This is a genomic window from Paenibacillus cremeus (assembly GCF_007786445.1).
Taxonomy (GTDB): domain Bacteria; phylum Bacillota; class Bacilli; order Paenibacillales; family NBRC-103111; genus Paenibacillus_G; species Paenibacillus_G cremeus.
In genome coordinates, this window is sequence record NZ_VNJI01000005.1 from 77,354 (window position 1) to 98,525 (window position 21,172).

Annotated in this window: 16 protein-coding genes; 4 read left to right on the forward strand and 12 right to left on the reverse strand. The window is 52.5% G+C overall.

Going from position 1 to position 21,172, the window contains the following annotated elements:
* Positions 1-83 precede the first annotated feature (83 nt).
* From FPZ49_RS05490 to FPZ49_RS05515, 6 genes are all read right to left on the reverse strand, one after another.
* Complete coding sequence (locus FPZ49_RS05490; RefSeq protein ID WP_144844348.1) at positions 84-1,466, reverse strand: ABC transporter substrate-binding protein; 1,383 nt, start codon at positions 1,464-1,466, stop codon at positions 84-86.
* 127 nt (positions 1,467-1,593) lie between these two features.
* Complete coding sequence (locus tag FPZ49_RS05495) at positions 1,594-3,198, reverse strand: response regulator (RefSeq protein WP_144844350.1); 1,605 nt, start codon at positions 3,196-3,198, stop codon at positions 1,594-1,596.
* Positions 3,173-4,960 (reverse strand): cache domain-containing sensor histidine kinase, encoded by a 1,788-nt coding sequence (locus tag FPZ49_RS05500; RefSeq protein ID WP_186445635.1) that lies wholly within the window; start codon positions 4,958-4,960, stop codon positions 3,173-3,175. The genes FPZ49_RS05495 and FPZ49_RS05500 overlap by 26 nt, the downstream gene beginning before the upstream one ends.
* Before the next feature lie 181 nt (positions 4,961-5,141).
* On the reverse strand, positions 5,142-5,978 hold the full coding sequence (locus FPZ49_RS05505) for a sugar phosphate isomerase/epimerase family protein (protein WP_144844354.1): 837 nt from the start codon (positions 5,976-5,978) through the stop codon (positions 5,142-5,144).
* Between the two features lie 3 nt (positions 5,979-5,981).
* A complete protein-coding gene (locus tag FPZ49_RS05510; RefSeq protein WP_186445636.1) occupies positions 5,982-6,746 on the reverse strand; it encodes a phytanoyl-CoA dioxygenase family protein in 765 nt (254 codons plus the stop codon).
* A 166-nt stretch (positions 6,747-6,912) separates the two neighbouring features.
* Positions 6,913-8,523, reverse strand: a complete 1,611-nt coding sequence (locus tag FPZ49_RS05515) for an ankyrin repeat domain-containing protein (protein ID WP_144844358.1) — start codon at positions 8,521-8,523, stop codon at positions 6,913-6,915.
* Positions 8,524-8,870: 347 nt separating this feature from the next.
* Here FPZ49_RS05515 and FPZ49_RS36660 point away from each other — a divergent pair, with 347 nt between their 5' ends.
* Positions 8,871-11,474 carry a polysaccharide lyase family 7 protein gene (locus FPZ49_RS36660; protein WP_261381268.1) on the forward strand — a complete coding sequence of 868 codons (2,604 nt, stop codon included), beginning with the start codon at positions 8,871-8,873 and terminating at the stop codon, positions 11,472-11,474.
* Between the two features lie 23 nt (positions 11,475-11,497).
* Here FPZ49_RS36660 and hisJ read toward each other — a convergent pair whose 3' ends face one another.
* Positions 11,498-12,334, reverse strand: coding sequence for a histidinol-phosphatase HisJ (gene hisJ / locus FPZ49_RS05535; RefSeq protein ID WP_144844360.1), 837 nt, complete (start codon positions 12,332-12,334; stop codon positions 11,498-11,500).
* A 113-nt stretch (positions 12,335-12,447) separates the two neighbouring features.
* On the opposite strand from hisJ, the gene FPZ49_RS05540 reads away from it, so the two are divergent.
* The 3 genes from FPZ49_RS05540 to FPZ49_RS05550 all read left to right on the forward strand — a co-directional run bounded on the left by FPZ49_RS05540 (position 12,448) and on the right by FPZ49_RS05550 (position 14,857).
* A complete protein-coding gene (locus FPZ49_RS05540; protein ID WP_144844362.1) occupies positions 12,448-13,227 on the forward strand; it encodes a DeoR/GlpR family DNA-binding transcription regulator in 780 nt (259 codons plus the stop codon).
* A gap of 2 nt (positions 13,228-13,229) precedes the next feature.
* Positions 13,230-14,192, forward strand: coding sequence for a metallophosphoesterase family protein (locus tag FPZ49_RS05545; protein ID WP_144844364.1), 963 nt, complete (start codon positions 13,230-13,232; stop codon positions 14,190-14,192).
* Between the two features lie 107 nt (positions 14,193-14,299).
* Positions 14,300-14,857, forward strand: coding sequence for a DoxX family membrane protein (locus FPZ49_RS05550; protein WP_144844366.1), 558 nt, complete (start codon positions 14,300-14,302; stop codon positions 14,855-14,857).
* 38 nt (positions 14,858-14,895) lie between these two features.
* Here FPZ49_RS05550 and FPZ49_RS05555 read toward each other — a convergent pair whose 3' ends face one another.
* The 5 genes from FPZ49_RS05555 to FPZ49_RS05575 all read right to left on the reverse strand — a co-directional run bounded on the left by FPZ49_RS05555 (position 14,896) and on the right by FPZ49_RS05575 (position 21,154).
* Positions 14,896-17,214 carry a helix-turn-helix domain-containing protein gene (locus tag FPZ49_RS05555; protein ID WP_144844368.1) on the reverse strand — a complete coding sequence of 773 codons (2,319 nt, stop codon included), beginning with the start codon at positions 17,212-17,214 and terminating at the stop codon, positions 14,896-14,898.
* An 86-nt stretch (positions 17,215-17,300) separates the two neighbouring features.
* A complete protein-coding gene (locus FPZ49_RS05560; RefSeq protein WP_144844370.1) occupies positions 17,301-18,176 on the reverse strand; it encodes a carbohydrate ABC transporter permease in 876 nt (291 codons plus the stop codon).
* Between the two features lie 15 nt (positions 18,177-18,191).
* Entirely contained in the window at positions 18,192-19,154 is a 963-nt protein-coding gene (locus FPZ49_RS05565) for an ABC transporter permease (RefSeq protein WP_261381269.1), read from the reverse strand.
* Between the two features lie 84 nt (positions 19,155-19,238).
* Entirely contained in the window at positions 19,239-20,738 is a 1,500-nt protein-coding gene (locus FPZ49_RS05570) for an extracellular solute-binding protein (protein ID WP_144844372.1), read from the reverse strand.
* Between the two features lie 17 nt (positions 20,739-20,755).
* Positions 20,756-21,154, reverse strand: coding sequence for a Rieske (2Fe-2S) protein (locus tag FPZ49_RS05575; RefSeq protein ID WP_144844374.1), 399 nt, complete (start codon positions 21,152-21,154; stop codon positions 20,756-20,758).
* Between the last annotated feature and the right edge of the window lie 18 nt (positions 21,155-21,172).

The window sequence follows — 21,172 nt, forward strand, 5'->3', positions numbered from 1 at the left end:
ATACAGCTTGACGGTTTCTGCATGATTCTTGAAAAAAACAAAACCCCCGAACTCCGCCAGGCAGGCGGAACGGGGGCCGGGACTTACTTCTTCGCGTTCTTAATCGCGGTGTCGGCTCTGGATTTCATCGATTCCTGCGTTTTATCGATGTTTTGCGCGCCCAGCAAATATTTTTCCATCTCTTCCTTGTAAATCGTGCTCAGCTCGGTAGGTGCCGGCACGTTATACGACGTCGGATACGTGTAGGAGCCGGAGAGCAGCGCTTGCAGCGACGCCTTGTCGATCAGCTTATCGGAATCACCGATGAGGATTTGTGCGATTTTGGCTTGGTCGGCTTTCTTATTCGTCGGAATCCGGCCGCCAGGCACCATCGCCATGTTGCCTTCCTTCAGGTACCAATCCATGAATTTCATGGCTGCATCCTTGTTCGCACTGTTCTTGTTGATCGACATGTAGTCGCCCATACCACCGCCCACGTTGACATTCCCTCCGGCTTTATACTGCGGAATCGGAGCAAAAACGATCTGGAAGTCATGCGGGAAGTTCTGCGTATCTTTGATATAGCGAATCAAATAAATTTGCGAGGCCAGCATCGCCGCTTTTCCGGTGAGCAGCTCGTTCTGGTACGTCAGCTTGCCTGCAACCGCTTCCGAATATTTCACCATCACACCGGCGTCTTCGAGGCTCTTTTGCAGCTCCAGCCCTTTTTTCAGCGCAGGGGAGTTGAAATTTGACGCGCCGTCGGCCGTAATGATCGAATCGAGCGGTTTATCCGTCGCCAGCACCTGCAAGCCAAAGTTGCCCAGCTGCGGATCGTGGAACGTTCCTTTGCGATCCCCTTTGTTTAGCTTCTTAGCTAATGCGGCAAAATCATCCCACGTCCAGGCGGTCGGAAGCTTCTCGCCTACCTCGTCGAGCGCTTTCTTATTGATCAGCACACCGCCCACGTTCTTGTTAGCCGGCAAATAGTAAAACTTGCCGTCCGGGAACTTGCGGATATTCGAGGTGCCGATAATGCCATCCACATCAAAATTGACCTTGGCGATCAATTCATCCAGCGGTGCCACCATGCCGGCCTGCACGCGCTTGTTAATTTTCTCATCACTGTAGCTCATGAAAATATCCGGGGCATCGGAGTTCGAAAGCAGCGCGGTTTCCAGCTTCAGATTACCCGGATCATCGTTGACGAACCGTGTGTATTCCACCTTGACGAGCGGGTTCGCTTTGTTCCAAGCGTCGACCGCGTCCTGCGGACCGCTTTCGGGCGGTACGCCGCCCCAGAATTTAAGGGTAATCGGCTTCTGCTCTGCCGGTTTTGGTGTGTCTGCAGGCTTCGGCGTGTCGGCGGGCTTTGCGGTATCGGCTGGTTTGGCTGGTGCTGGCGGATTGGTGGAGCCACCGCAGCCGCTGAGCGTCATGGCTGCAGCCAGAACGATTCCTGTCGCGCTGATCCAGGCTTTTTTCATTGGTCCATCCCCTTTTCGGCTAATGATTAAAGCAATCTTTATCTTAAGAAGATCACCTTCATCGTAGGCAATTTCACCGAAAATCACTACAGCGCTATCTTGGCAAAATCTTCATATTTCTTGACAGTTAGGACTTCCCCAGCACCAGCTTGCGGAATTCCGTCGGGTACATGCCTTCCATTTGTTTAAAGCTTCTGGAAAAATGATTCGGATCGCCATAGCCGACCTTCCCGGATACCTCGTAGATTTTGATCTCCGGGTCCTTGAGCAGCTCCCGCGCCTTTTTCATGCGCATTCGGGTAATATAGTCCGTAATTGTTTCGCCCGTTTCTTTCTTGAACAGGATGCTCAAGTAATTTTCCGTAAAGCCGATCTCCGCCGCCAGCTCCGAAACCTTCAGCGAGAGATGAAGCCGCTCCTGAATGCGGGCCACGACGGTTTGGACCTCGCTGCGCCAGCGCCCCCGGCCATGCCGCTTGAGGTATTCCAGGAAGACGGGAATCCAGCCGCTGAACCAGTCGCGCAGCTGCACCAGCGTTTCCGCCTGCCGGATGACGTGGTACGGATAACGGCCGTCGTGCAGCGTGACCGCGTAAATATCCGCCCCTTCAGCCTTCAGGCAGCGGGCGAAGCAGTCCGCCAGCCGGATCCATCGCTCGCGAAGTACCACTGGGGGTACATTCATAGCTACCAAGCTGTCTTCCACCCAATCGTCCAGCAAACGCCGCATCCCCGCTTCATCCTTCTCTTCGATCAAACGATTCCATTGCGCTTCATCCAGCTGCATGCTCTCGCTGGAAGCAGCTTTGTACTCGGGTAACGCTTCGCGCTGCATGATCCGGCTGTCGCCTGTCCTGTAAAACAGATGCTCCAACGCCTCCCGCGCTTCCATATAAGCGTAATGCAGTCGGTACATTCCGTTGTTGGAACGGGACACCCCGAAGCTGAGCGACAGCTTGAGGAAGGTCCCTACCGCTCGCTCCATCTCCTCCAGCATAGGCAGCACAGGCGCTTCCTTCATGACGGCAAACATCCCGTGATCTAAGGGGGTCAGCTCGCCAGCGCCGTATTTTTTCATAATTTCGGTCAGCACATTCGCCACGGTAAATTGGAGCAGCCGCTCGCTTTGGAACCGGTTGGCAGCAAGCAAACGCTCATAGGCATCGATCCGAATGAGCGTCACGGTCAGTTCGGCTTGAAGCGTCGGCACGCCGAATTCGCTCAGCCACTCCTCCGTCTCCCTGCGCGTAGCCGGATGCAGCAGCAGCTCCCGCAGCCGCTTTTCCTTGACCTCCCGTCCGTACCGGTTCACCTTGGATTCCAGCTGGGTCATCTCCAGCCGTTTTTCCCGCTCGCCGAGCATTTTTTGCCGGACATCCCGCAGCTTCCGCATCAGCTCCTCCGGCTCGATCTCCAGCTTGATCATATATTCCGCCGCACCAAGCCGCAGGGCAGTTTGAACATACGCAAAGTCGCTATGGTTCGATAGGATGAACGTCTTGGTGTCCGGCCACCGTTCATGAATATGCTTCAGCAGCTCCAAGCCGTCCATATCGGGCATCCGAATGTCGGTCAGTACAATATCGCAGGGGGTTTGCTCCAGCATGGCCAGCGCTTCCTTGCCGGTCGCCGCTTCTCCGATAATCTCGAATTCGTCTCCTTGCAGTGGAATGATCGTTTTTAGTCCGATCCGTACGAGAATCTCATCATCCACAATCAACAAGCGCAGCATCGTTCTCCGACCTCCTTCGATACGGCAGCGTCACGGTGGCGAGCACGCCTCCTTCTTCCCGGTTGCCGAGTGAAACACCGTAACGGCTTCCGAATTCCAGCTTGATTCGTTCATTGACGTTGCGAATGCCGATCCCGCTAAACTTGGCATGCGGCTGATTCATTTTCTCCTCTACGCTGCGAATCGTCTCCTCGCCCATCCCGACTCCGTTGTCGCTGATTTGAAGCCTTAGCAGCTCCTCCTCCAGCTTGGCGGTAATCTCAATGTGCAGTGGGAAGCGGTTGCCGTGAATCAAGCTGTTCTCCACGATCGGCTGCAGTGTAAATCGGACGATCTCAGCATCCAGCAGCGCCTCGGGAACATCTACAGTCATCGTCACGTTGTCATGATAGCGAATTTCCTGCAGCGCCATGTACACCTGCAGGTAATTCAGCTCCTCCCGCAGACGGACGATCTCCTCCTTTTGCTGCATCGTATAATTGAGCAGCTTGCCGAGCTTGGTCAGCATCTCGCTGACATGCGTCGCTCCGGAGAGGATCGCCATCCACTTGATCGAGTTCATCGTATTGGTGAGAAAATGCGGATTGATCTGCGCCTGGAGCGCTTGAAATTGCGCCTTCTGCTTGCGCTGCTGCTCCTCGGACAGATGGGCGACCAGCTCCTGCAGCTGCTGCACCATCTTATTGAAATTGCGGCCCAGCATCGCGATTTCATCATTGCCCCGCACCTCGACCGTCGTGTTCAGTTCCCCTTTTCCGACCCGATTCATCGAACGTACCAGCGGAATGATCGGCCGTGTGAACCGGAACATCAATCCGATAAAAGCAACCGCAAACAGCGAGAACCAGAACAGCATGAGCAGCGTAGACTTATTCTTCGCCTGCTTCAGCCCCGAAGCAAAGGCTTGACTGCTAACGAGCTGCACGAGCTTCCAGCCCGGGCCGGTGAGGTCGGCCTCATTGACCAAGTAGTCCTCTTTGCCTATGGTGACACGCCGGATCCCGCTCTCATCTACCCGAATGGCTTCGGACAGTGCCTTGGCACCGCCCGTCCATGCCGAATCGCCGAGCAGAGGCTTATCTCCGTCCAGCAGCAGCATGTGCACACCGGACTGCGCCTGCCGCCGCAGCTCCTCTACCGGATAAAAATAATTGCTTACCGGTACACCGATCCAGAGCATCCCGTCGCCTCCCTGCCTTGCGGGGTTCATGACTCTCGCCATCACCAGCAGCGGATCCCCATCCTCGTCTTGTGCTTTATAGGGAACCATCCAGTTCGGGGAGCCTGCCAGCTTGGAGGTGCTATCAAACCAAGGCTCTTGATGCATCGTTCCATATGTGAGCTTGGACGTGCCTGCCCAGGAGGTGTGAATGTAGCCTCTATAGTCGTACAGCGCCAAGTAGGCGAAATTGTCGAGCAAGAGATCGCGGATGTTGGACATTTTGTTGATTAACGTAGTGTAGCTGTAAAAAGCGGGATACTCATTCGTCCAATCCGATGGGTCCCGCAAAAATTTGAGCGTTTCCTGATCGTTCATGATGAGGTTGGAGGCTTTCAATATGCGGACGGACAGCTCGTTCATCGCCGCCGCCTTGCGTTCCACGGAGGTCTGATTTGAGAAGTACAGCTGGGTCTCTACAATTTGCCGCGAGGAGGAATAGAAGCTGAAAACGATGAACAGTACGGGCGCAATGATGAGCAGAAGGAGCGATAGCAAAATTTTGCCTCGGAGTGATCTATACCATTGGATAACGGTCAGCATCGGATCCCCCTCATGGGTTGATATTGACATCGTAGCGGATTTTGTAAGCGCTGTCTATGTTATTAAAGCTTCAGGTGTACACCTTGAGAAAATCTTCCACCGCCAAACATGCCGTTCCGTCCGTTGCTTTTTGCCCTATAAAGTGCCTTATCGCAAAAAAAGAGACTGCCTAGGCAGCCTCTCACTCCTTTCGCCAAGCTTCTTCTCCTAATCGTTTCAACACAAGGGCTTGCTGGAAGCGGTCGGACAGCTCCTTCCCATTCACCGCACTCTGGATTGCATAGGACGGAGGGCCTAATTCGCAGACGAAGTAAAACGCCTCGTTTTCCTTGGCCTGCTTCCGCCATTGCTGCATCCCCGACCGCCACCAGCGTACAAAATGCCGTACCATCGGATGGTCACCGTTGTCTCCGATATCCACCTGCACCTGATGGCCGTTCGACACTCTGGCATGAATACTGGAAGCGCGCTCCAGCAGCGTATGAAAGTAGCTCTCCGTAGTCTCCGAAATCGGTTCGGAATCCATCGCCCCACCCACCACATAGTGGGAAAAATCGATCGACAGCCTCATACGCGGCAGCTGCTGAACATAATCGACCGTGCGCAGCAGATCCTGCGTAATCCTGCCTCGATGCGTCTCGATAAACAATGGAATCCCAACCGCTTCGGATTGCGTTATCAGCGAATTCAGGAAATCTACCGCTTCCGGGCCGACCGTGTATTGATCCTGCACCTGCGCATTGACGTACTGCACTCTGAAATCTTTTGCCTGCTTTAAAAATGAGGTGAGATCATCCCCCAGCTTAGGAAACGGGAACGCGTGCACTCCGAAGGAGAAGCCGTAGTCGTCCAGCAGCTTGCGCCAGCGGTCCGCCTCACTCGGCTCCGGCAGCCTGCCTAGAATTCCCGTGAAGCCCGCTTCCGCTAAGGCCTCGAACTTTTCCTCCGTCGTCCATTCCCGCGCCCCGTTCCCGACACCCGACATCGCCCACCACGACTGCTGCAGCTCCAGCTTCATCGCTTACTCCGCAGGCACGGTGCCGACGATGGCTTCGTTGCGCTTCAATGTATCTTCGCCGCATACCAGATAAGTCCGAATCCGCGTCGTATCGCCGCCCCATTCGTCCATTTTGAACTGTACCTCCGGTGTCGTATACCGAACGGAGAACGCTACGCGAGGAATGTTCGAGCTGTTGATCTCGGAGCCGTGGAACGTCGCTTCATTGAAAAACGCAATCTGTCCGGGCGACATCTCCAAATCGACGATCTTTGATTCATCGATCAGCTCCGCCGGCAGTCCTTCCTCAAACGCGGATTGCTGATCCCCGCTCGCCACATGCTTCACAACCGATCTGTGCGAACCCGGAATGACGCGCAGACAGCCATTTTCCCGGATGGACCACCCCAGACTCACCCAGGCCGTAGCATTGATCGCCGGCTCCATCGGCCAGTAGTTGATATCCTGATGCCAAGGAATATATTTGTTATTGTTCGGCTCCTTGTACCAGAAGTGCATCGCCCACAGGATGACGTTCTCCCCGAGAATTTGCTGCATCACGTTCACAATGCTAGGATTCGTGGCCAGCTCATACGCCCAGCGGTGTCTTTGATGCCATGCGGACATGTTGTGCTTCGTCGCTCCCGGCTCGAACTTGTCTTGACCGACCACCTCGAAAAACTTGTTATAGTACATATCCGCTTCCTGCAAGGTCAGTCCCTGTACAGGTCCGCTGTACCCTTCCTCTCTGTACTGCTCAATCGAAAATGCGCTGCCTTTTGTGATCATGCTTCCCGACCTCATTTCCTGTAATTCGGCCTCACTTGCTCGCCTTGTAAGCTTATTGTAGCGCGGTCCAGCCTAGGCAAACAGATCGAAGATCGATTAATGTTAGCACAAAACGATTATTTTGGAAGCGGTTAAAAACCAACGTGTTATTAGCGCAGCTCCTCCCTCACTTGGTTGAACCAAGAAGGAGTGCGGCGATGTCCTCATGCCCTTTCCGCTTAGCCCAGGTTAGCGGCTGCGTCCATGACTCCACATGAGCTGGATACGGATCGGCTCCCTGCTCGAGCAGAAACCGCACCATCTCCAGCTGTCCGAATTTCGCCGCCCAGCCGAGCGGTGTCGTCTCGTATTCCTTGTCCACCGCATGGATATTGGCACCGAACTCCAACAATAGCTGTGCGTAGGCCACTTGGCCGGACCAGGCTGCTTGATGCAGGTAGGTGACGCCCAGCCAGTTGGCCAGGTTCGGATTGGCACCCGATTCGAGCAGCAGCCGGACCATGTCCATGCCGGCATCGGTGGCATACCCCATGAAGTTATTGCAGTACCACGGCTCATTCAAGTCTGCCCCGCTGCGGATCAGCAGCTTGACGAGCTCCATATGTCCATAGCCGGCAGCCATGCAGAGCGGGCCAAAATCTCCGCCGTTGTTCATAAGCTCGGGCCTGGCATGGATCATTTCTCCGACCAAGTCGATTCTTCCCAAGCAGCAGGCGCTGTCGATCTGAACCGTTGCCCCGTGGGCATATAGCAGGTTCACCAATGCGTCGTGACGGTTGCGCATGCCGATGAACAGCGGTGAACCGCCTGCTTCCACCCCGGCGTTCGGATTCGCCCCGTGCTCCAGCAAAAGCTTTACAATCGCCTCGTGATTATCCTTCACGGCTGACCATAGGGCGCTTCCATGCGTAGCGCCCCGTTCTTCTGCGTTCGGGTCGGCCCCCCGCTCCAGCAGCAGCCTAACCGTGACGGTGTGCCCATGCTTGGCTGCATAGCCGATCGGCCGTTTGCCGGTGGCACCTGCAGCATTCACAAGCGACGGCTCGGCATCCAGCAGATCAGCCACCTGTTCGGTGTCCCCCAAAGCAGCTGCCGTCCAGATATCATATTCAGCTCCGCGAGCGATCAAGTAACCAACGAGAAACCACGGATTGCGCAGCACCTCCGGGCTCAAGTCACGATTGGCCCGATAAAAGTAGTCGCCGTCCAGCGCTAGCAGCAGCGGTGTTGCTCCATCCGCCCGCTTCGCCCCGATATCCGCCCCGCGCTCCAACAGCGCATCGATCAGCCACATTTGGCGGGTCATGACGGCCCAATGCATCGGCGTATTGCCGCGTTCATCACTCTCGTGCACGCGTTCCTCCGAGGCGTCCAGCTCACGCAGCACCGCCTCCTTACGGCGGCTTTTGATCAGCTCCGCAAGGCTCGAGCCCTCCGGTGAGGTGCGATACCGCTCCGCCAGATGCCGTGCCAGCAGGTCAGCAAGCGCTGCATAGCCCCGATCTTGAGCTTTGGTGACCAAATCGTCCTGCCAGCCCAGCATTTTCTCCGTCGCGTCTGCGCCATGCTCTAGCAAGAGCTGAACGGCATCCATATGTCCCGACCGGACGGCAAAATGAAGCGGAGTCACATACCCCCAGCTGGAGCCCGCCAGCTCCGGATCCTGGCGCAGCAGCTCCCGAAGCGCCGGAAGGTCGCCGCGATCGGCGCAGGCTATCGTTTCTTGTACAAGCCCATCTCTCATATCGATCGTTCCTTTCTCTGCGAGTTTAAACATACGAAAACACCCATAATCGAACCTAAATTTTTTACAAGCGAACCCAAAAAAACTTTTACCTTATTCTCAAGGTTCACTATATAATGGTAACATGTGGAAAGGAGGGACACCAAGAGGAGCATCGCTCACCAGACAGCGAAATTGCGCCGGGCACAAGCTTAGAATCAGGAGGTGAAGTTTGTTTCTGTAAGCGCTTAATCTTTCATTAAGGGAACTACGTTTGTTCTTTGGAAAGAGGGAGAATAACCCACCACGATGACATCTTGACTTCGCCTAGAACCAGTAAAGTTGACAACTGATATCGCAGAAAGCACGATAACCGTTGCAACAAAAGGGAGGATATGATGATGTTGCGTACCCAAACCAAACAAGCCAAACGAGGCTTGCGTTTCCTGCTTTGCGTTCTGATGATCTTCGCTTTATTCCCTGTCACTCCGATGTTTGCGGCCACGCTGTTCAGTGATGATTTTGAATCCTACTCGGCCTTCCCGCAAGGCAATTGGGTCAATGCGACCAGCAACGGGAACTGGGCTATTTCCCAAATTAGCACGAACCTGGCTAAACAAACCACTACAACCTCCACCGATTACATCATGACGAACGGCACCTCCACCTGGAACAACTACACGTACCAAGCCCGGATTCAAACCGGCTCCACCAGCGCCACTACCGGCCTTCTCGGTCGCTACACCGATAACAGCAACTACTACCTGCTCGCTCTGAACAATGGCAACGTCGTACTGAAGAAAAAAGTCGGCGGCACCACCACTACCCTGCAAAGCACCCCTTTTACTTTTACCACTTCGACCTTCTACACCCTGCAGCTTTCCTTGAACGGCTCGACGATCTCCGGTTCCGTCAACGGCGTACAGCAAGTTAGCGTAACCGATACCAGCCTGTCCACCGGTAAAATCGGAATTTATTCCACAGGCGCCGGCTGGTGGGACGATGTGCTCGTCAGCGACATTGCGGTAACCGATACACAAGCGCCTACTGCACCTACAGGGCTGACAGCCACTGCGACTTCCAGCAGCCAAATCAACCTGAGCTGGACCGCTTCCACGGACAACGTAGCCGTGACCGGCTATGATGTCTACCGAGGCTCCACGCTTGTCGGCTCTCCGACAGCCACTTCGTTCAGCGACACCGGACTGACGGCTTCCACGGCTTACAGCTACACGGTAAAAGCGAAGGATGCGGCAGCCAACGTGTCCGCAGCCAGCAACACGGCTACAGCGACAACGCAAGCGAGCGGCGGCGGTACCACAGTGACGGTTGCCAACTCTGGCTTTGAGAGCAGCTTCACCAGCTGGGCTACCAGCGGCTCAACCGCGATCTCTACGAGCGATTTCCACAGCGGCACCAAATCCGCCAAAATCTCCGCTTCGGGCTCGCAAGTATCGCAAACGATTACCGGTCTAACAGCTAATACCACCTATACGGTTAGCGCATGGATTCTCGGTCAAGGAATTATCGGGGCAAATACGTTCGGCGGCACTGAGGTTACCGTGAGCGGCAATTCCTCGACGTGGACGCAAATTTCCGTCTCCTTCACAACCGGCTCCACGAATACCAGTGCGGTCATTTTTGCACGCGGTACAACGTCTACTGACGTTCGATACGACGACTTCACCGTAACCGGAGGCAGCGGCGGCGGTTCGGATACGCAAGCGCCTACGGCTCCAACGGGCTTGACGGCTACAGCGGCTTCCAGCAGCCAAATCAACCTGAGCTGGACCGCTTCCACGGACAATGTCGGCGTAACCGGCTATGATGTGTATCGCGGCACGACGCTTGTCGGCTCTCCGACTAGCACCTCTTACAGCGATACCGGCTTAACGCCTTCGACGGCTTACAGCTATACCGTAAAAGCGAAAGACGCGGCCGGCAACGTTTCGGCTGCAAGCAACACGGCTACTGCAACGACACAAGCGTCGTCCGATACGCAAGCCCCTACGGCACCTACGGGCCTGACGGCTACAGCTGCATCCAGCACCCAAATCAACCTGAGCTGGACCGCTTCCACAGACAATGTTGGCGTGACAAATTATAACGTCTACCGCGGGGGTACACTGGTCGGTTCTCCGACAGGCACATCCTACAGCGATACGGGCTTGACACCTTCCACTGCTTACAGCTACACAGTTAAAGCCACCGATGCGGCAGGCAACCTCTCCACTGCCAGCAATACGGCGAATGCTACAACGCTGTCCGGTAGTGCACCAACGCTGCCTTCGCAAGTGCTGTATTTGAAAAACTGGAAGATTACACTGCCAATTCCTCAGGCTTCGGATCCAAATACACCAAAAGAAGTTTTCCAGCCTGAACTGGATACCTATTCCATCGATCCATGGTTCAAGGTTGCGCAAGACGCGGATGGCTATGCCGTCCAATTCCGTGCCAACCACGGCGCCGTATCGACCAGTGGCTCCAAAAATCCGCGAAGCGAGCTTCGCGAAATGGTCGACAACTACTCCGGCACCAGCTCGAGCAATAATATGTCCTGGGGCTCGAATGACGGCAAAACGCACACCATGTACATCAAGCAAAAGGTAACGCATTTGACCATTATTAAACCGCAAACGGTGGTCGGCCAAATCCATGACGCTAATGATGACATTACGGTGTTCCGTGTAGAAGGCAATAACCCCGGCGGCGTGTCTACAACAGCGAAAATTTACATTACGGACGGTAACAACACACACGGGTATTTGCTGGATTCCAACTATACTTTGGGAACGTTGTTCACGGTCAAAATCATTGTTTCGAACGGTGTCATCCACTACGAATACAATGGCCAATCCGTCCCTTACACGCAAACCAAGAGCTTCAGCGGTGCGTACTTCAAGATCGGGAACTACACGCAATCCAACGACTCCACTGCTCCTGGCGAAGATCCAAATGCCTATGCGGAAAACTGGGTCTATGACTACAGCGTAACGCATCAATAATACGATGAAGAGCCGTCACGGATTTAGTCCGTGGCGGCTTTTGCTTGGGGCTGCTCGGCAAACCATTCCCAGGCCGTTCCCAGATGCTCCGGCTTATGGGCGTCAGAGCCGTAAATGCAATCCACTCCCTGCTTCCTGCATGCAGCTAAGAACCATTCCGGCACATATGGCTCTCCACAGGTTTCAACCCGAAGACCTGCGGTATTCACATCGATTCCGACCTTTCCGTTCGCTAAGAGCGGAATGACCTTTGACAATCGGCTTTTAATCTGAGCTTCATCGATATCTGGCAAGGCGCGTTGGAATTTTCGGATCAGATTGATGTGGCCCATTCGGACGCGCATCGGCAGCTTAGCCGCCAAAGCAATAGCCTCTTCGACTTGGTTGAAGTACTCGTCTACCACCCGCTCCATCGTGCCGTAGTAAGTCAACAGATGCTCCCGAAAATCCTGCGGCGTATAATCAATGCATCGCGTGCCGCCTTTCCCGGGCAAATAATGGACCGAGTACACCACATCCTCCAGGTCGTTCTGCCAACGATCCACGATTTGTTCTGTAAACTCCCAGTTCCCCGGCAAATAATCCAGCTCCAGACCGACCGTCACCTCCAGCCTGCCTTGGTACTTCTGCTTCATCTCCTTAGCGTATTGAAAATATAGCGGCAGCTCCTCAGGCGGCATCGCCAGGCTCTCCATCAATATCGGGTCATCCACCCAGTCAACCGGCAAGGGCGGGTGCTCACTCATCGTATATCGCTCAAACCCCAGCGCAATCGCCCGATCGAGGTATAGCTCCTGTGGTGCACTACTGCCGTGATAACAAAATTTCGTGTGCGTGTGCCCGTCCCATTTCAATCCCATGCTTGGTCACCCTTTCAATTGGATCTTGACAATGGCTGTAGATTACCGATATATTCCACTTAAAACCACATAACCAGTCATCTTTAGTCATCATACCACAAAGGAAGAACACAATGTCCCTAACGTTTGAACACCGGAAGAAAATAATTGTAGACCTACTAATGAAGGAAGAAAAGGTTCAGGTTCACTCGCTCTCTGCGGAGCTTCACGTTTCCGCCGAAACCATCCGACGAGACTTGGACCGCCTGGAGAACGAAGGGGTATTAAGGAAGGTATACGGCGGAGCGGTCCGAGCTCGGATGGAAAGCGTGGAGCCCTCTTTTGCCCATCGGTCTAAGACCTTTGCCGAAGAAAAGGCTGCCATCGGTAAGCTCGCCGCCTCCCTCATCGAGCAAGGCGATACGATCCTGATTGATAACGGCACAACGACACTGGAGATCGTACGCCATCTTCAGGACCGGCCGGACGTGACGCTGCTTACCCACTCCGTGCCAGTGCTGCAGCTCGCTATGACGACTTTCAAGGGACGGATCCTTTTTATCGGAGGCGAGGTTGATGTAGAAACAGGTTCCGCGACAGGAACGATTGCCGAAAGCCTGCTGGACCAGTTCAAGGTACACAAGTCTTTTATTTCGGTGGGAGGGATCTCGCTCATCGACGGGATTAGCGATTATGACTTGAAGGAAGCACGCATTTCACGCAAAATGATCGAGCGCTCCGTAGAAACGATTGTGCTCGCGGATCACTCGAAGTTCGGTAAAACCACCTTCGCTGCTATTGCACCGCTGCATAAGGTATCCATGATCATCACCGACAGGAAGTGCCCTGAGGAATGGACACAGCACCTACAAGCGTCCGACATCGAGCTTTTAATCGCAGATCGGGAGGAATAACGATGAAACCAACCACACAGCTAAAGCTTTCATTTCGCGAGGATAACACACTGAAGATCGTGCAATTTACCGATATTCATTGGAAAAATACCGAGGAGGCCGACTTGCGAAGCCGTGCCTTGATGGAGCAGGTGCTGCAGGCGGAGAAGCCCGATCTGGTGGTGTTCACCGGCGATGTGATCTACACAGGGGGAGTGCGCCCTGGAGCCGAGCCATGTCGTGATCCATTGGCGTCGCTTGGAGAGGCGGTTGCGGTCGTGGAACAAAGCCAGACGCCTTGGGCGCTGGTCTTCGGCAACCATGATTCGGAGAACGGTGTTACTCGGGAGGAGCTGGCGGATGCGATCGGGGATCATAAGTATTCGCTGTTCGAGCAAGGCCCTGCTGACATCAGCGGCGTTGGAAACTACGTGATTCAGGTGACGGACGGTGAGGGTGCTGTAAAGGCGGCGCTTTATTTTCTCGACTCCGGCTGCGGGTCGCCTGTGCCGCATGTGAAGGGCTATGACTGGATCCGGCGCGACCAGATCGCTTGGTATGAGCAGCAGTCCCGCCAGCTTACAGCGAATCACGGCGTGCCGCTGCCCTCGCTCGCTTTTTTCCACATCCCGCTGCCGGAATATCAGGATATTTGGGAGCAAGGTGTATGCTATGGGCAAAAGTTCGAGGATGTCTGCTGCGCGCGCGTGAATTCCGGCCTGTTCGCAGCGATGGTCGAGATGGGCGATGTGATGGGCACGTTCGTCGGCCACGATCATGTCAACGATTACTGGGGAGAGATGCACGGCATCCGGCTCTGTTACGGGCGCGCAACCGGCTACAACACTTATGGTCGAGAGGGCTTTCCGCGCGGGGCACGAGTGATTCGTATGTACGCAGGCGAGCGGCGTTTTGATACGTGGCTGCGTCTGGACGATGGCTCTGTCGTGATGGAGCAGCCGAAGCAAGAAGCTGAGTTAAAATAAGATTCGTGTGACAAATATCACTTTCTAACCAATCGAAGCATTATATACTCATATTACGGCATTAACCGATCAACCATTGAATGAGCGATTTGAAAGGGGCTGTAGTCATGGAGGAGAAAAATGTTAGCTTGTTAGGAAGAAATATCGTTGTACCTGAGAACCCGGTATCCCGCTTTTTATTTAGCGATACCCGTTCCGCATGGATTTGGCTGGTCATCCGGCTGTACGTTGGCTATGAGTGGCTCTCGGCGGGCTGGCACAAAATTACAGCTGACGTTTGGACCGGAGAAAAAGCGGGGTCCGCCTTGCAGAGCTTTGTCAAAGGCGCGATCACGAAAGCGGAAGCCGGCAAGGATGTCTCAGGCTGGTATGGCTCTTTCCTGGAAAATGCCGTTCTTCCGCATGCCAAGTTATTTTCGTACATCGTTTCCTATGGCGAGGTTCTAGTGGGGCTCGGTTTAATTTTAGGCTTATTGACGGGCATTGCGGCTTTTTTTGGCGGCTTTATGAATTCCAGCTACTTGTTTGCCGGAACGTTGAGCACAAACCCGGTGCTGCTGGTGCTGACAACCTGGCTGGTGCTGGCATGGAAAGTGGCCGGCTGGTATGGACTGGACCGGTGGGCGCTTCGATATTTAGGTACGCCTTGGAGAAGGCACGAATAGCTATTCTCAATATACTGTCATACCTTAGGAACTCTTGTTTAAGCGCTGCTATGCGTCCTAAACTGACTAGGCGTCATATGCGTATACTTTTGGAACATCCGAATCAGACTTCGTTCAGTGTAGCCGATTTGTTCGGCAATCTCTCTCGTGCTTAAGGTCGTGGTTGCCAACAGCCTCTGAGCTTCTTTAATTTTACAATCCAAAACATAATCCAGGAAATGGATGCCCATTTCTTTCTTAAACATTTTGCTCAAATGCGGAGGACTTATACCGACCAGCTCGGCACACTGGATCAGCGAGATGTCGTCATGCACGTGTTCTTGGATATACTGCGAAACCTTCTGAACGACCGTCCCCATCGGATTGGAAGCTTGAGATTCCATGCCATAATACGGAAAAATCGTGTGGATGAACCAATCGTAAACATCAGCGGTCGTCTTTCGCTCTTGCAATGAAGCTAGCAGGTCTTGATCGTATAATTGCGAAAACCCTTTTTTGATTAAGGATTTGCACATGGTGCTGAGCAGCAAGGAGTAACACTGAGAAATAATCGTATGCGATTTGGAAGAGCGCACGGCCACTAAGTATTCCTGCAGATTGTCCTTCGCTTCCTTTAAACGTCGGCCTTCGAGATGGTCCATCAGCATTTCTTCGATGTAAAACGGATAATGAAATGCAGCGTGCCTCTTCTGATTTTCAAGCTCCCGGTAGATAATGACCTGGTTTTGTTCTTCATAGAGCCGATATTGCAGCGCTTTAAAGGCTTCGCTGTGAGATGTGGAGATGCCCGATAAATCCGGATAAATCCCTCCGATCCCAATGCAAACATCCAATTTCAAATGGCTGCGGAAGGCATGAACGAGCTCGGAAGCAAAGCGGGACTCGGCCTTTCTCATCTCCTCTTCCGGCATGCTTCGGGGAAAGAAAACAATCGCGGACCCTAGTCCACTGCGGTTAATACACACCACTCCGTCGATGGACTCTTGCTTTTGCAGCACTTCGGTCATCACATTTTTCATGATAAAGGAGAGGATCGGTCCGTCATTTCGCTGAAACCGTGTTTCCTTATGCATATTCTCCAAATGGACGATCAAGACGGCAAACGCATGATTCTCATGCAGTCTTGCCAAATCAGGCTCCAGCTCTTCGATGGGCAGTGAACCTCGCTCGAATGAGCCTCTTTCCAGCAGGCGCAAATAGAAGCTTTCCTTAATCGTTGGCTCCCATTTTTGCATATAGCGGTTAATTTTTTGGGATTGTTCATTCAGGTAGATCCAGCTGTCTTGAATAAAGTGGAGATCATTCTCCGGTCGTGTGGCGGGAGGATGATTCTTATTCAGCTTCTCCCCCAATTCAACCAACTGTCGAATGGGACGGTAGGCTTTGAGACTGGCGAATACCGTGATAGCGATTCCTATATTAATAAAAAGCAGTATGGTCAAAATAATCGCCCAGCGAATCCAGCTCATGTGCTCGGCCACATCGGCCTCCGCAATTTTGGAGATATAGGTCCGGCCTAGCTCCGTTTTTCGAAAGCTGTAAAAATAACGGGCTCCCTTTCCATCTTCCATCATAAAGCTGTCTTTGGCCCTCTCAGATCGAATGATCGTTCGAATCGATGGATCATTCAAAATTCCTGTTTCATCCTGAAAATGCTTCCCCGTATGAACCAGGATGTGATTGGAGGAATCCAAAACGAGCATGGATTGCTTGGCGCTGTAAACGATCGGGCCTTCCAGATACTTCTGGATGAGATCTTTCTTTAATTTGGTGATCAGGAGCCCCCTGGTTGTTCGGGCGTTCGTCGGTGCGAGGAAGCGGACGCAGGCCAAGGTTTCCTCCATAAACGGCTGATTGATCAAAAGACACTGATCTTTAGGTTCGAAATGCATCAGAAAATCAAGCACAGGCCGCAAGCGATACATCTTTTTGATCACGAAGCCGTGTTCATTATTTAAAATATCCTCGGATACATCATCGTATAAAATCGTATCTTCGATAAAGTCATTGGAGCTATTGGCCACCTGCAGCAGCTTTAAAATCTCCAAATGAGCCAATATTTTTTCATTGGAATCGCTATCAAAAAAGGAGTTCCTAATCAGAGGATTCGTTGTCAGCTGCAGTGAGGTCCGCTCGACGGATCCGAAGATGCGCTCGAGTCTATCTTTGGCGTTGGATAAGGAAGAATCGGAAATTTGACCGGCCTCATTGACGGCGGCTTTCATCGACAGCTGATAATAAACGCCGCCGATCAACAAAACTGGAATGCATGCGGATAAACAGCCAAACCAGATAAAGCGGTAGAGGAAGGATTGACGATTGCTGACCTGCGAAATGCGCTTGTATAGAGAACTCACCCACGTGGCTATACTTATCCCTCCCTATAACAAACTATCCAATTATAGTTAATTATAAGCGCTAGGGACAAGGTCAACAACCGTTTTTATCCCTTAACCGATCCCAACATAACCCCTTTGGCAAAATGCCGCTGTAAAAATGGGTAGACAACCAGAATCGGCAGCATAGCCAGAACGACCGACGCGACGCGGATGGTTTCTTGAGGCAGCACTTGATCGTTCACCGCAGAATTGCCCGTCATATTCGAGCTGGCATCCAAAACCAGCGTTTTTACCAGTACCTGCAAGGTCCACTTATTCGTGTCCGTCAGATAAAGCACAGCATTGAAGTAGGTGTTCCAGTGCGCGATGGCAAAAAATAAGGTGAACGCAGCAATAGCGGGCATGGAGAGCGGCAGGATAATCCGGAAAAATACCCCCAGGTCCGTACAGCCGTCCATTTTGGCAGACTCTTTGAGCTCCGTTGGGATGGACTCCAAGAAGCTTTTGACCACAATTAAGCTCCACGCGTTGGTCAGTACGGGCCAGATCAACGCTCCGAACGTATTCAGCAACCCTAATTGCTTCACCAGCAAATAATTCGGAATAATTCCGGGATTAAAGACCAAGGTGACAATTACCATGCTCATGATGGCATTGCGATAGGGCATTTGTTTTTCCGTTAATCCATAGGCCATCGTAAAGGTGAAGATTAGATTCAATAACGTCCCGACTACGGTAAGGAAGGTTGTATTTTTAAAAGCGGATAAGAAGCTGGGCGTCGACATGATGTAGGCGTACGACTCTAGTGACCATTTTGCAGGCCATATATTAAACTGGAACGGCACGTACACGTCTTTATCCGTCAAGGAGACGATGACTAAGTAAAGGATCGGGAAGGCAGACATGACTGAAATCAGCGTAAGCGCCCCATAGTTGAGATAGTCGAATAGCGTCAATCGCTTGCTTTGCACAAAGCTCATGCCAAATCCTCCCTTCTAGTATATTCCCTCATGCCCGAGTTTCTTGACAACGAAATTGGAAATCATCACCAGGATAATTCCGACGATGCCTTTAAACATGCCCACGGCTACGCCGACACTCGTCTGTCCGCTAAGAATCCCCTGCTGATAGGCATAAGTGTCGAACACATCCCCGACCTTTAACACTAATGGATTGATCATCAGCAGCACCTGCTCGAAGCTGACGTCCGCGATTTGTCCCAAACGAAGAATAAGCAAAATCAAGATGGTCGGGCGGATCGCCGGTAAAGTGATATGCCAGATTTGCTTCATCCGGCCGGCTCCGTCAATCACAGCCGCTTCATAGCGCGAAGGATCGACGCCGGCAATGGCAGCTAAGAAGATGATGGTTCCCCATCCGGTATCTTTCCAAATGTTTTGTGCGGTCAACAGCCCCCAAAAATAATTCGGCTCCTGCAAAAACGCTATCGGCTCAAGGCCTGCCCCGCGGATCGCCTTATTCACCAGCCCGACATCCGTGGAAAGCAAAAAGAACGTCAAGCTGGCCACGATAACCCAAGATAAGAAGTGGGGCATATAGACAATGGACTGGTTGATACGTTTAAACACCTCGTGCCGCACTTCATTCAGCATGATGGATAGAACGATGGGAAGCGGAAATAAAAAGACAATGCTGAACAGATTGATGAAGAACGTATTGCGAAGCAGGATGTAGAAATGCTCGTACTCAAATAAATCGATGAAATGCTTAAACCCTACCCACTTGCTGTGGAGAACCCCGAGCATGGGCGAATAGTTCTGAAAGGCAGCGATTAACCCCCAGAAGGGCACCATTTTAAAGATTAAAAAATATAAAAAGCCGGGAAGCACTAATAGATACATATACCGGTACTGCACCATTCGCTTCCACTTGGCAGATTTACGGCTGCTTGCAACGGCCGCTGCTGCCGTAATGGCGGCCTGACCCGTAGGCTTCATGTAAACACTCCTTCCATACTGATTCCCTTTCTTGATGGACCGGGCCATCATGGATATGGATTGACAGCCCGGTGTATTTACATGTTAATTGCCGAACAAGGACTTATAGTTGTCGCCGAATTCCTTGTATGATTGGGCGAATTCCTTTTTCGCTCTCAGCTGATCAATATACGCTTTGTACTGGTCCATCGTAATTTTGCCAATGATTGCCTGGGTTCTCATGGTGGTGAATTCGCCCGAGTATTTCGGCCATTGGGTCACCCAAGTAGGCGAATTTATGACCGTGTACGGATCGATTTTGGCCACGGCCTGTACAGCCTTGACCTTTTCCCGGTTCCTCAGGTTCACTTCGGTCGGAGCCAGCGGGCTGTCCGTTTTAGACCAAGGATCCAGCTTCATAACAAACGGCTCGATGGTCGTGTTGTTGATTTCTTTCTTCCCTTGATCCGTCATGATTTTGGCACCGTTTTCAACTTTGTGGTGAATGCCTTCTTGGCCGTAGGTTATATAGTCGGTGATTTCCGCACTCGCGATTTTTTCATAGTATTGCAAAATTTTCTCCGCTTTGTCCTTGGGTACGGTTTTTGGTATAAACTGCCCGCCATAGAAGCCAGGTGTGAGGATCGCGGTGCTTCCGCTCGGACCGGTCAAATAAGGGACGTAATCGACAATGGCCCCGGGCGCCAGCTTCTTGGACCCTTGCTCCAAGCGATATTGATGCCATGCATTTTTTCTGTAGAACACAGCCAAGCCGGATTCGAACATGCTGTAATATTGGGAATCCTTCATCACAGCGAATTCCTGCGACATGAGGCCCATCGAGTAAGCCTTTCGGAACCAATCCACCAAATTCGTATAAGCCGTCGTCAGCTCTTTAGGATACAAGCCACCGTCTTTCGTATACTCCGGAGTCCCTCCGCCAAAAGCCATATGGAAGGAATCATCGAATTCCAAGCCGATGGTATCCTTTTTACCGCTGCCGCTTGGATCGCTGTCAATAATCTTTTTTAGACTGGTCAGCAGCTCATCCATCGTTTTGGGCATCGGGAGACCCACTTTATCGAGCAGATCCTTACGGATCATTTCTACGGAGTTGATCGGCGGTCTCGTCCGGGGCAGTCCGTAGATTTTCCCGTTGTAACGCATGAGCTTCCACGCGCTCTCCGGAACGTTATTTTTCAAGTTCGGATATTTGCTGAAGTCCCCCAGGAGCTCTCCAAGCTCCCAGAACATCCCTTTATTGATGGCGTCCACTACGTTGGGGTCCGTCACTTCTGTGATCGTGAGCACCTCAGGGATATTTCCCGATGCCATCACAATATTGACTTTATTCATGTAATCGTTGATCGGTACCCAGTCGATATCGAGGTGTGTATTCGTCCGCTGCTCCAAGCCGGTCCAGAACGCACTGTTCATATCGGGCGGCTCGGTTTGAAGGGAGGACATGACTTTGATCGTCAGTTTTTTATCCTGACCGCTATCTGTTGTGGTTGCCTGCCCAGAGCTGCAGCCGGCCAATATCGCTGTACCTGCGGTCAGTATGCCAAGAGTACTCAGAGCCGTGGAACGAAGTCCCTTTCTCATGGTAAGTCCCCTCCATTTTAGATGTAGACAATGACCTTCTCTTCTTCCACTTTGACGGTGTAGGTTTCAACGCTTTTCTCTTCCTCCACCGTTTCCACAGCCACCTCGTAGGTTTTGACCAGACATTTATGAGGATCATAGATCGATTTGCCCGTTAGGATATCGAATTCCCAGCCATGCCAAGGGCATCTTACAACCTCGCCTTCTTTACCATACAGGTATTCGCCTGGTGCAGACGGCAGGGTCATGCCGGTTACCCTCCCAACACACAACGGAGCGCTTTGATGCGGGCAGCTGTTCTTGAGTGCATAGAATTCGCCGTTGACATTGAAAACCCCTACCGACCGGCCCTCAAGAGCAACGATTTTATTGGAGCCCACCGGAAGATCCTTTACTTTACAAATCTCATGCCGCATGCTGCATTCCCCTCCATG